Source organism: Mycobacterium paraffinicum, assembly GCF_001907675.1.
Taxonomy (GTDB): Bacteria; Actinomycetota; Actinomycetes; order Mycobacteriales; family Mycobacteriaceae; genus Mycobacterium; species Mycobacterium paraffinicum_A.
Genome location: NZ_MPNT01000012.1, coordinates 50,758 through 62,718 on the forward strand (window position 1 = coordinate 50,758; position 11,961 = coordinate 62,718).

The 11,961-nt window shown below is 65.9% G+C and carries 11 protein-coding genes; 2 read left to right on the forward strand and 9 right to left on the reverse strand.

Annotated features, from left to right (window positions below):
* Positions 1–5 precede the first annotated feature (5 nt).
* From BRW65_RS14745 to BRW65_RS14760, 4 genes are read right to left on the reverse strand one after another with little or no spacing between them, the layout of a single operon-like run.
* Positions 6–215, reverse strand: coding sequence for a hypothetical protein (locus BRW65_RS14745; RefSeq protein ID WP_044486496.1), 210 nt, complete (start codon positions 213–215; stop codon positions 6–8).
* Between the two features lie 4 nt (positions 216–219).
* A complete protein-coding gene (locus BRW65_RS14750) occupies positions 220–669 on the reverse strand; it encodes a Zn-ribbon domain-containing OB-fold protein (protein WP_044486498.1) in 450 nt (149 codons plus the stop codon).
* 55 nt (positions 670–724) lie between these two features.
* A complete protein-coding gene (locus BRW65_RS14755) occupies positions 725–1,924 on the reverse strand; it encodes a thiolase C-terminal domain-containing protein (RefSeq protein WP_044486500.1) in 1,200 nt (399 codons plus the stop codon).
* 4 nt (positions 1,925–1,928) lie between these two features.
* Entirely contained in the window at positions 1,929–3,065 is a 1,137-nt protein-coding gene (locus tag BRW65_RS14760; protein ID WP_044486501.1) for an amidohydrolase family protein, read from the reverse strand.
* 139 nt (positions 3,066–3,204) lie between these two features.
* On the opposite strand from BRW65_RS14760, the gene BRW65_RS14765 reads away from it, so the two are divergent.
* Positions 3,205–3,879, forward strand: coding sequence for a TetR/AcrR family transcriptional regulator (locus BRW65_RS14765; RefSeq protein WP_044486504.1), 675 nt, complete (start codon positions 3,205–3,207; stop codon positions 3,877–3,879).
* A gap of 4 nt (positions 3,880–3,883) precedes the next feature.
* Here the strand turns inward: BRW65_RS14765 and BRW65_RS14770 are convergent, their stop codons facing one another.
* Positions 3,884–6,325 carry a CaiB/BaiF CoA-transferase family protein gene (locus BRW65_RS14770; protein ID WP_073875766.1) on the reverse strand — a complete coding sequence of 814 codons (2,442 nt, stop codon included), beginning with the start codon at positions 6,323–6,325 and terminating at the stop codon, positions 3,884–3,886.
* Positions 6,326–6,537: 212 nt separating this feature from the next.
* Here BRW65_RS14770 and BRW65_RS14775 point away from each other — a divergent pair, with 212 nt between their 5' ends.
* Positions 6,538–7,074: a hotdog domain-containing protein gene (locus tag BRW65_RS14775; RefSeq protein WP_208611811.1), complete on the forward strand. Its 537-nt coding sequence runs from the start codon at positions 6,538–6,540 to the stop codon at positions 7,072–7,074.
* Position 7,075: 1 nt separating this feature from the next.
* Here the strand turns inward: BRW65_RS14775 and BRW65_RS14780 are convergent, their stop codons facing one another.
* Genes BRW65_RS14780 through BRW65_RS14795 form a run of 4 tightly spaced genes read right to left on the reverse strand, consistent with a single transcriptional unit; the run spans position 7,076 to position 11,953 of the window.
* Positions 7,076–8,590, reverse strand: a complete 1,515-nt coding sequence (locus tag BRW65_RS14780; protein WP_208611810.1) for a class I adenylate-forming enzyme family protein — start codon at positions 8,588–8,590, stop codon at positions 7,076–7,078.
* The gene (locus BRW65_RS14785; protein ID WP_073875768.1) at positions 8,591–9,742 is read right to left on the reverse strand and encodes an acetyl-CoA acetyltransferase; all 1,152 of its coding nucleotides are present in this window, start codon (positions 9,740–9,742) and stop codon (positions 8,591–8,593) included.
* Positions 9,739–10,761, reverse strand: coding sequence for an acyl-CoA dehydrogenase family protein (locus BRW65_RS14790; RefSeq protein WP_073875924.1), 1,023 nt, complete (start codon positions 10,759–10,761; stop codon positions 9,739–9,741). Before BRW65_RS14790 ends, BRW65_RS14785 begins: the two co-directional genes overlap by 4 nt.
* Before the next feature lie 19 nt (positions 10,762–10,780).
* Entirely contained in the window at positions 10,781–11,953 is a 1,173-nt protein-coding gene (locus tag BRW65_RS14795; RefSeq protein ID WP_073875770.1) for an acyl-CoA dehydrogenase family protein, read from the reverse strand.
* Positions 11,954–11,961 lie beyond the last annotated feature (8 nt).

Consider the following 11,961-nt stretch of genomic DNA (forward strand, 5'->3'; position numbering starts at 1 on the left):
TTGTGTCAATCGGCAACGCTGCCGGTGTGGATCCTTGCTTGTCGCAGGCCTTCCTGCGGATCATCGACCTCGATCTCCCAGTCGCCGCACGAGCACGTACAACGGAAGTGACCATTGACGGGCAGTATCGCCTGGCCGTCACACGATCCGCCGGTATTGGCGATGCCGGTCAGAAACTCCAGCGGTTTCTCGTGCAGGGCGCTGTCGTCGGACATGGCGTTACTCCTCGCCCCGATCGCCGACCCGGAAGACAGGCAGCAGCCAGCCGTCGGAAATGGGTGAGAAGTCAACGCGGACAGGCATTCCGATCGTGACGTCGGCGGGTGCGACGTCGATGATGTTGGAGACCAGTCGCGCACCGGGCGCGTCGGGCAGGTCAAGTACCGCCGGCACCAACACCAGGTCCGGCATGCCGGGGAACCCGTGAACGACTGCGAAGCTGTAGACCACCGCGTCGCCGCTGAGATCGACCCAATTCACTTTCTTGGATTGGCAGTTAGGGCAGAACGGTGTCGGTGGCAGGCGGAAGATCTGACAGTCGCCACACTGTGGCGCCACCAGCCGCCGCTCCTTCGCGGCCTGCCAGAACGGTTCAGTGTCCTTGTTGACGGCGATCCGGACGTGTTCACCCGGGATGGTGGTCGCCAGGGCGACGGCGGCGGAAGTCATGCGCGCCGCTCCTCAATCCCGGCCATGCCGGGATCTTCGTCGACGGCGGTGGTGCTCATGCGGCGTGTCCCAGAATCAGCCCGCTCACGGGCAAGCTCGCCGGCCCCCCGGTGACGAGAGCGAGTTTGGCGTCAGCCACCTGGTTGATGGCGGTCCCACGCATCTGCTCAACCCCTTCCATGATGTGGGTCATGCCGATGATGTAGGCCTCAGAGAGCTGACCACCGTGCGTGTTGACCGGGATCGAGCCGCCGTCATACCGAATCGCTCCGCTTTCAACGAATGCGCCGCCCTCCCCCTTGCCGCAGAAGCCGTAATCCTCGAGCTGCATCAACACCATCGGGCTGAAGTGGTCGTAGAGCAGCGCGACGTCGATGTCGTCGGCGCTGATGCCGGCCTGTTCGTAAAGCCGCTTGGCGATGGGTGCGTTGCCCGCGGAGGCGAAGTATTCGTCGGGCATTCCCATCCACGCGAAGGCCCGGCCCCAGTCGCGCACACCGCCGTGGGCGGCGGCGACCACCGGCACCGGCGGCTGCTTCAGATCCTTGGCGCGATCCATGCTCGTGGTGATCACGGCCACTGCCCCGTCGGTCTCCTGGCAGAAGTCGTAGAGGCACAACGGTTCTGCGATCATCCGAGCGTTGAAATAGTCCTCGAGTGTCAGCGGTTCGGGGTGCATCGCCTTCGGCCGATTCGCCGCGTTGGCTCGTGTGGAGAGAGCGATCTCAGCGAATGCCTCGCGACGGGTGCCGTAGAGGTGCATGTGCCGACGTGCCATGACTGACATCAGCTGACCGGGACCGAACAGCCCGGACGGTTGCAGGAACGAATTGATCGGGTCGGGTTCGATCGCCGAGAAGACCGAGCCGAGGCGCTGTTTGGATTGCTGCAGCGCCATCACCGTCACGACCACGGAGGCATCACCGGCGACGATGGCTGCCCGCGCCAGCCCGATCGCGCCCGCCGAGCCGCCACCGCCTGCGGTCAGTGCTGCGGTGAAACGGACTTCCGGAATCCCCAGTGTTTCCATGAAGTCGGCGGTGTCCATCTTCTCGGTGTAGCCCGCGCTGGCGCCTGAGTAGTACGCGAAGCCGTCGACGTCGGTCACGGGAAGGCCGGCATCCTCACACGCCGCCATGATGGCCTCGCCGGCCAACTCGGTGATCGACTTCGGCAGTGACCCGCCACGTTTGTAATAGGGTGTGGCGCCGACGCCCACAATGGCGACGTCGCGTAGTCCTGTTGTATTGGGCACGCGCTCAGACGGTTTCGGCTGGTATGGGCGGGACATCGGGGAACAGTTCGTAGAATGTGCCCTGGGTGATCCGCAGCCGGGTCTCGTCGCTGACGCCGTCGAACAACCCCTTCAGGGTGTCTTGGGTGTGGCCGAAGGTGCCTTCCATGTGCGGGTAGTCGCTGCCGAACATCACGTTCTTGTAGCCCATGTGCTCGAACGCGGCGACCGCGGTCTCATCGTGCTGGAATGAGGCATAGACCTGGGTGTAGAGGATTTCCTTGGGACTACGAGTCAGCTTGGGCCGCACCGCCATATGGTGCTGGCGATAGCCCTCGACCATCCGGTCACCGAGGAACGGCACCCAGGTGGCGCCGCCTTCGGAGATCAGCACCCGAAGATCGGGGTGGCGGTCCAGTGCGCCGGAGGCGACCATTTTCATCGCTGCTCGCTGTCCGGAGAACGTGGTCTCGGCATAATTCATCACCGCTCCACCGGGCCCGCGGTACACCATGCCCGCTCCACCCGATGCGCCGCCGACGGTCATGTCGACCGGATCGGTGCCGATGTGAAACGCGATCACCACGCCGGCTTCCTCGGCCGCCGCCCAAAACGGCTCCCACTCCTTGCGATGCCAGTCCGGGGCGCTCGGATGCGGTGTGGTGGGCAGAAACACCGCCTTGAAGCCTTCGCTTGCGGCCCAATGCAATTCCTCGATGGCGTCCTCGACGATCAGTGTCGACACCTGGGCGGTCACCACATAGCGCGGCGACACCGCGCAGATCTCCTCGAGCGCCCACTCGTTGCTGGCACGCATGCATGCCTTGAGTAGTTCAGGGGTGCGAAACGTCGAGGCCCACATGCCCAGCGACGGGAAGATGACCTCACCCCAGACACCCTCTTTGTCCAAGTCCCCCAACCGCGCCTTGGCGTCGCGAATGCCTTGCGGCTTCATGCTCTCCTCGATGAAGGCCTCCATCGCCGATGACGGCAGCTTGCGCCGGAAGATCTGCCCGTCGACCGAGACTGTCTCGTACTCACCGTCGGGATCCTTTTCAGCGCGGGGCGTCAGATCGGCGAGCGCCTTCGGCAACCGGGACTGCCATAGGTCGTCGGGTTCCAGGAAGTGCGAGTCACCCGAATTCGTCCAGATCATGCTCATTGGCCCTCCGCGGTCCGTCTGCTCACCCGAATGATGCCAGCCGAACCGCCAGAAGTCCAGACTTTCTAATGCAATGACATTATTATTTCTGTTAATGCTGCCGCGCCGGTACAACTGAGGCGGAACCGTGAGGAGATCCATGACGAGCACTGAATCGGCTGCGGGGTCACGGCGACGAAATGCCTCGGGCGAATCGACCCGCGTGATGTTGATGGAAGTTGCCGAACGGCTGTTCGCCACCCGGGGTATCGAGGCCGTCACGCTGCGGGAGATTCAGCAGGCCGCCGGGCAGTCCAACACCTCGGTGATTCGCTACCACTTCGGCTCCCGCGACGGCCTGATCCGGGCGCTGATCTCCTACCGCCAAGCGTCACTGGGAGCCGATCGCCGGGAAATGCTCGCGAGCATGCGTGAGCAAGGCAAGGAGGCGGATCCGCGCGCGGTGGTGTGGCTGTTGGCGCGCCCGCTGGCAAACAGCATCGCCGCGGGCGAGATGTTCGCGCCGTTCCTGGCGCGGCTGGTGGAGGATCCACGAGCCCGCAGCGAGTACTGGCCGGATCACGTCGATGACGATTGGACGCAGGAGAGGCTGGAGGAACTGGTCGACGCCGCGCTGCAGGACCTGCCTGGGCGCATTCGGCGCGGCCGAACCTTTCAGCTGTATGTCAGCCTGATCAATACCCTTGCTGCGGCGGCGCGTTCGGGCCACGGACTCAGCGAGGCACAGCTGCACAATTACGTCGACACTTGGGTCGGCATGCTGACCGCCCCGGTGTCGTACGAGACGCGCGCGCTGATCGCCGACGACGACTGATCCGTCAGCTACCGCCCACGATCTCTTTTGCCCTCAAGTCGGCGATCGTGGCGTCGTCCAGACCGATCTCGCGCAGCACCGCATCGGTGTGCTGCCCGATGGTGCATCCCGCGTCGGCCCGGGTGCGTGAGCGGGAGAACCGGCACAGCGGGGCGAGCCGGCGGTGCTCTTCGAAGATCGGGCTGTAGGCGTCCACGGCATAGCCCGCCGCGTAGTACGGATCGGTCTGCAGCACCAACTCGGAATTGGCCTCCACCACCTCGACGCAACCGACGTCCTGGGCGGACAGTTCGTGCTCCCACTCCAGCTTGGTCTTGCTGGCGAAAACGGTCGTCAGTGCGGCGATCAGCTCGTCGTCGTGCGCCGCGCGAGATTCGGCATCGGTGAAGCGCTCGTCGGCGTGCAAGTCGACGTAGGGCGCCATCGCCTTCGTCAGCGCCGGCCATTCGCGCGGCAACGGCGCGGCGAGAAAGACGTAACCGTCTGCAGCACGGTACATCCGGTACAGCGCATTCATGCCGAAGAATTGCTCGTCGGCGGCCGCCTCGGCGGGACGGGACGCATAGCTTGCGTTGTAGGCGATCATCGCCTGCTGAACGGTCCCGAGCATGGTCGTCACCACGTTCGTCAGCGTCTTGCCGCGACGCTTGGCATACAGCGCGACCAGCAGCGCAGAACCGACACCGTGCGCGGCGATGCCGTCAGATTGCACTGCGGGGACGGCCCCGCCTGCGTGCAGTTTGACTGCTCGGCGGTGCAGATCGTCCAAGTCGGCGGCCGGCTCTCCGGTGTCGTGGCTGTCGACCAGCGCCAGCCCGGATGCCGCGCCGACCGACGGCGCGTAGGCGGCGCGGTGAGCGAAGGGTCCGTCGATTCCGTAACCTGAGGTCGTCACGAACGCCAAGTCCGGGTTGACCGCCCGCAGCGACGCCTCGTCGATCTTCGCCCGCTCGGCGGCTTTGCCACGGAAGCACTGCAGCACGATGTCGGACCGCTTGGCCAGTTCGTACACCAGCTCAAGGCCTTCGGGCTTGGTGAAATCGATCGCGACGCTTTCCTTGCCCTGCAACACCTTTGCGCCGCCGGCTTCGGGAAAGGCGACCAAGTTACGGATGTTGTCGCCCTCCAGCGGCTCGACCTTGATCACCCGGGCGCCCAGGTCGGCCAGCAGGGTCGCGCCGTACGGTCCGGCGAACATGCTGCCGAACTCCAGCACCGTCACACCGTTCAGCGGCGGGTCGTCGGAGCTCACGCCGGCCTTGTCGGCGTCGGCGGGCGTGAATGACACGACGTCGTTGTGCTCGCCGATTCGCGGTGCCCGCCGAAGCTGGGTCAGCGGTTTGCGATCGGCATGTATGAGGGTCGACGGTTGACGGACCGGCCCGAGATCGGGGTCGACGACGGTAGCGGCGCGGCCTTCGTGGACGGTCTGGGGATGGTCCAGTGACTCCGCGGGACTCCGGAACAGTTCGCCGCTCAGGTCGAGGTTTTCGGTCATGGCCTGCTGCCACTCGGCGAGGGTGCGGGCCCCCACCCGCTCGATCATCATGTCCCACCACTCGGTGCGAAGTTCGGCCGTCGGCAGCATCGGAAACCCTTGCCACTTCGGGTCGCCGAGTTCCTTCAGCAAGTCGAGTTCGGTGAGCCAGGCGCCGATCAACTTCGGTGAGACCTGCGCGAATTGCAGCCAGCGGCCATCCTTCGTCGGACACACCAGCAGTGCATAAATGAGGTAGGCCTGGGGCCTGCCCTGGTCGTCGTAGGCAGCATCCATCGGTGCGTAGGCGCCGGGATACCGCTCGAGCACCATCTCGTAGAACCAGTTGTACGGATCCATCGAACCCATGCCGGTGACCAGATTGGTTTCGACCCTCTGGCCCAGCCCGCTGCTGTCTCGCTCGAGGAGCGCGGCCAGCACACCTTGCACAGCGGCGTGGGCAGCTCCCCACGACGCATAGGAGAACGTGGTGTAAGCCGGTCCCGGCCTTGTCGTCAGTCCGCGCTTTTCATGCATGACCCCGGTCTTCGCCATGACCAGGGCTTCCCAGCCCTTGTAGTCGCGGAACGGCCCCGTCGACCCCCAGCCCGTGATCGTCGCCACGACGAGTCGGGGGTAGGCGTTCGACAACGCGTCCTGCGTCAATCCGATGCGCACGGCCGTGGTCGGCCGCATTGTGTTCACCATGACGTCGGCGCGGCGCAACAAGTTACGCAGCCGCTCCAGATCGGCGTCGTCGTGCAGGTCCAATGTCACGCTGCGCTTGCCGCGGAGCAGGGCGGGCCAGCCCGCGAGCTCGCGCAACGGACTACCCTCGGGCGGCTCAACCATGATCACTTCGGCGCCGCAGTCAGCGAGGAACTGTGTCGCCTGCGCGCCAGGCAACGTCGTCGACAGGTCGACCACTACCAGGCCGGCCAGCGGCCCGTCCGACGCGACTTCCAGCATATTCGCTCCCTAGCGCCTGCGGGCGGATCTCATGAAGACGTGAAGTGACGCACGCCACGACAGCATCGCAGCGATCAATATTAATGTCAATGTATTAGTCTCGTGAGATGACGGAGACCCATGAAGCGGAGTCACGGGGCGGGTTCCCGCCGATGCGTACCTGGCAGGAGCCGGCGGTACGGAGCCCGGGCGGCGGCGCCGAATACGGCGACATGATCGCGGCGCTGCGCGATTTCCTTGACCACGTGGCCGCGGCGGCGCCGGATACGTCGACCATAGTCGCGCTAAAAGAGGACTTGCGGGGATGGGCCGACCGCTTGGCCCAATCCGCAGCCCCCGAGCAACGGCAGATCTTCGCCCGCCGGCTCGATCTGCCGGGACGCGGACAAACCATGTCCCCCAACTTCATTCCGACCGCGGGCGACCATGAAAAAGTCGAGGGGTCGGTAACGTTCGGCCGATACTTCCTCGGCGGCGGAGGGGCCGTCCACGGCGGCGCCATCCCACTGCTATTCGATGAAGTGCTCGGGCGGCTCGCCAGCAGCGGCGACCGTGCTCCTGCGCGGACCGCGTATTTGCACACCGACTTCCGGTCTATTACACCCGTCGGCGAGGAACTGGCGGTACGGGCGTGGTTCGTCAGCGAGCAGGGGCGCAAACGAGTTCTGCGCGCTCAACTCACCCACAGCAACACGCTGTGCGCCGAAGCTGAGGGCCTGTTCATCGAGCTGCGTCCGGATCAGCCATGAGTCAACGCTCGACTTCTGACCTTGTCGGTTGCCGGCGTTGAATATCTTTGTCATGCAGGGTGATCAGTTCGCGCAGGGCGAGCCGGTCGGGCTTGAGCATCGCCGTCAACGGTAACTCATCGACGATCAGCAATTCGTCGGGAGCCTTGTAATCGGCCAGTTCGGCCGCCACGTGATTTCGCAACTCGGCCAGCGTCGGCGGCGCGGCGGCGTCTGCCGGCACCACGCACGCGACGCCGATCTCTCCGATCACCGGGGCCGAGCGCCCCACTACGGCAGCGTGTTTCACGCCGGGGTGTCCGGTGAGCGCCCGCTCAACCTCGCCGGGGTGGACGTTATAGCCGCCCCGGATGTACATGTCACCGCGGCGACCAACCAGGGTGATATTGCCGTCGTCACCGAGCACGCCGACGTCGCCGGTGCGCAGCCACCCGTCGCACAACACCTCTGCGGTGAGTTGCGGGTTGCGCCAGTAGGCGCGCATCACGCAGGGGCCGCTCACCTCGACCACGCCGTCGGATCCGATGCGCACGTCCATTCCCGCAGTGGCGCGCCCCACGGTGCGGAATTGAACCTCGGGGGCGTCGTCTGGTTCGGTGCCGCTGATGGTCGGGCACTCGGTCATCGCGTACCGCACGACCAGCGGGACCCCGATGCGCTCGGCGACCCGCCGTACCAGTTCGGGGGGCGCCGGCGCTGTGGCCACCACTCCGATCCGCAAGTGCGGCAATGCATTCGAGGTCACTCCATCGACATCGAGCAGCTTGGCCCACTGGGTCGGCACCGCGCCCGCCACGGTGACTCGCTCGTCGCGAAGGATGTCGAACATGCCCTGGGCCGACCACGGTGTCGGGGGCACCACCAATGTGCTGCCCCACACCAACTGATCCCAGAGCTTGAACATGTAGCCAGCGTGAGCGAACGGCGTCGAGGTGAGGCGCCTATCATAGGGCGCGCTCATCACGCCTGATGCTGCCGCGCCCGCGGCCAGTCGGTCGGCATCGAAGGCCGCGCCCTTGGGCGTTCCCGTGGTGCCGCTGGTGAAGATCAACGCAACCAGGTCGCGACGGTTGAGCTCCGCGGCAGGTGGTGCCGATGACGACGTGTCGCTGCACAGAGCATCCCGCGACAGCAGCCGGTGCCCGGTATCGGGTAGCGCGCCGAGCTGCTCGTCGGCGACGATCAACGCTGGATCAGCTTGCTGCAGAATGGATTCGATCTCTCGAGGACCGAGCCGGGGGTTCAGACCCGCGGTGATGGCGCCGAGCATCGCCGCGGCGGCATAACACGTCGCATAGTCGATGCCCGACGGCAGCCACAGCGTGACGACGTCACCCTTGCCGATGCCGAGGTCGGCGAACTGCGATGCCACACCACGGGCCCGGCCGATCCAGTCCGCGAAGGTGATGCGCCCTCCGGGCTCGACGTAGGCCTCGATGTCGCCGTGGACGGTGGCGGCCATTTCCAACATCATCCGGGTGTCGGCCACATCAGAACTCAGCGGTGCGCTGGCCACCTACGGTTCCTCGGCGCCGAGAATCATTGTGCCGCTGGAACAGAACCAGCCGCCGGTGCCGCTGACGCAGGCGATCCGAGCGTCAGGCACCTGCCGCGGTCCGCATTCACCGCGTAGCTGACGGGCCGCCTCGACCAGCAGGAACAAGCCCCGCTGACCCGGGTGGCACGCCGACAACCCGCCGCCGTCGGTGTTGGTGGGAAGTTCACCGCCCAACCGCAACGAGCCTTGCTCGATGAATGCGCCGCCCTCGCCCTTCGGGCAGAAGCCGAGGTCTTCAAGGGTGAGCAGCAACATGTAGGTGAACGCGTCGTAGATTTCGGCGACGTCGACGTCAGACGGAGAGACACCGGCGCGAGCGAAGGCCAGCGGACCGCTGACCGCGGCAGGGCCGACAGTGAGGTCGTCCCACTGGGACGTCAGCATGTGCGACGTGGTCTCGCCCGAGCCCAGCACCCATACCGGCTTACTACGCAGATCCTTCGCGCGTTCGGCGCTGACGAGCACGGCGGCGGCGCCCCCGTCACTGCGAATGCAGCAGTGCAGCTTGGTGAATGGATCGGCGATCATCGGTCCGCCAAGCACATCGTCGATGGTGATCGGGTCTCGGTAGTAGGCGTCGGGGTTGTCGGCCGCGTTGAACCGCGCCGACACCGCGACCTCGGCGAGCTGCTCGATCGTGGTGCCGTAGCTGAACATGTGCCGGCGCGCGGCCATAGCGTACTTGGAGATCAGGGTATGCCCGTACGGTGCCTCCCACTGCAGTGGTCCGCGCGCACCCCAGTTGATGTTGGCGCCCCGCAACCCTTTTCGGAGATCCGAGCGGGCGGTTGAGCCGTAGGTCAGCAGCACCACGTCGGCGTGCCCGGTGGCGATGGCGTCGGCCGCGTGGGCGGCCATCACCTCCCACGACGCTCCCCCGACCGCGGTGGAATCGATCCAGCGTGGCCGCAGCCCGAGATACTCCCCGACATCGACCGGGGGCAGTGTGCCTTGACTGGTGGAGGCCAACCCGTCGACATCGTTGGGTGTCAGACCGGCATCAGCCAGGGCGCGCCGGCTGGCCTGCGCGATCAGCTCGTAGGGTCCCTTGTCATCGACCCGCCCCACGTCGGACAGGGCGACGCCGGCAATGGCGACGGTGCCGCTCACTGTGCGCGGTCCTGGGCCAACAGCTCGGCCAGCACGTCGGTCGGCTCTCCGAACAAATGCCGAAACACGTGCGCGCGCTTGAGATACAGGTGCATGTCGTTCTCGAACGTGTAGCCCATCCCGCCGAATACCTGAATGCCCGCGGCGGCATTGTCGACCGCCGCCGAGCCGGCCACTGTGACGGCCGAGAGCACCTGCAGCAGTGCGTCTGTGCGTCCATCCGCCACCGCGATCGCGGCGAAGAATGTCTGCGCCTGGGCCGCCTCGGCGGCGATCTTCATGTTGACGCAGGCGTGCTTGATCGCCTGGTGCACGCCGATGGGTTTGCCGAACTGCTCACGAGTCTTGGCGTGTTCGGTGGCTGACGCCGCGGCGGCCGCGGCCAACCCGGTGAGGTACGCCGCGGTCAACACCATGGCGCGGCCCCAGATCCATTCGTCGTCGGCAGGCAGCCAGTGCAGCGGTTCCGCGGATTCGACGGTGGCCGTGGATATCCGGGTACCCGGGTCGGCGGCGGTCACGGGTGCGAGCGCACCGAAAGAGTCGACGTCGACCAGGGCGGCACCGCTGCGGGCCACCAGCAGAGCATACGAAGCACCCGCCGGTTCGAACAGATCGAAAGTGCCCTTCACGGGACGGACGTCGCCGTCGCCACGCAATACCGCTAGCGCCACCAAGGACGCCCCCGAGCCGATCCGCTGCGCCAGCGCCCCGTCCCCGCACCGCGCGGCCACCCGGGCGCCCAACGTGCAGGCCAGGAACGGCCCTGGCGCGAGGCGCTTGCCGAGTTCAACGAACACCAGTGCCTCGTCGTCGAGGGGCCGCCCGGACCCGCCGGACTCCTCGTCGAGTCCGAGAGTGAGCAGGCCCAATTCGGCGCATTCTCGCCACAGCGAATCGGGAATCGGCGCCTCGGCATGGCGATTGGCGCGGATCCGTTCGACCGGCATCCGTTCGGCTAGGAATTCCACTGCTGCCGTGATGATTTCAAGCTGCTCAGCTCCGGGCAGCAGGTTCATGGCCGTCTCCTCAAAGTGGTCATCGGGGCAGCCCCAGCACGCGTTCACCGACGATGTTGCGCTGAATCTCCGACGTTCCGCCGCCGATGGCTTGGGCGAAGCTGTAATAGTAGTAACCGACCCAGCCGTCGACGTCCCAGCGCGACGAATAACGGACCGAGGCCGGACCGACGACATCCATCGCCAATTTGCCGATTTCCTTGGCTAATTCGGCGTACATCAGCTTCACGATCGAACCACGAGGGCCGGGCGTCTCGGTCTTCATTGCCTCGCAGATATTGGTGTAGGTGAGCGCCCGCAGCGCTGCCACCGCGGCGCGGGCCCGGGCCAGCCGCCGGGCGATCTCGTCGTCGGCAATGGCGGGTCGGCGGCCGTCCGGTCCGACGTGGTCGCGGGCATAGTCAATGAGATCCTCAATGATCTTCGCCAGCCGGACCTGGTTGGCGGTGAACGCAGTGCCGCGCTCGAAGGACAGTGTCGCCATCGCGACCGACCAGCCGTCACCCACATCACCGACAACGTTGCCCAGCGGGATGCGGACATCGTCGTAGAACACTTCGCAGAATTCCGAACCGCCCTCGATGGTTTCGATCGGGCGGACGTCGATGCCCGGCGTGCTCATGTCGCAGATCACCCAGGTGATGCCCTTGTGCTTGCCGCCGGTGTTGTCGGTGCGCACCAGCAGTTCCTGGTAGTCGGCGATGGTGGCGAAGCTGGTCCACACCTTCTGCCCCGACACCACGAGGTGTTCGCCGTCGATGACCGCCTTGGTCCGCAACGCCGCCAGGTCCGACCCGGCATCAGGCTCGGAGAAACCCTGACACCAGACCACGTCACCGCCAAGGATTTTCGGTAGGTGGAAAGACTTCTGCTCATCGGTTGCCCGGGTGATCAGGGTCGGCCCGGCGTGTGAGTTACCGACGAAGCACGCATCGATCCCAGGGAACCCCCGCGCGGCGTATTCCTCGTACCAGATCAACTGCTGGAGCAGCGTCAGCCCTTTACCGCCGTACTCCGTCGGCCAAGCGATGCCGGCCCAGCCGCCTTCCCATTGTGTGCGCTGCCACGCGAGGTCGTATTCGCGGATCCCGGCATCGTCGCGCGGCCGTGTCTCGGGCGGCTTGTTCTCGTCGAGCCACGTGCGGACCTGGTCGCGGAACTCGAGCTGGTCAGGCGTGAAGTCGAGGTCCATGGTCCGGA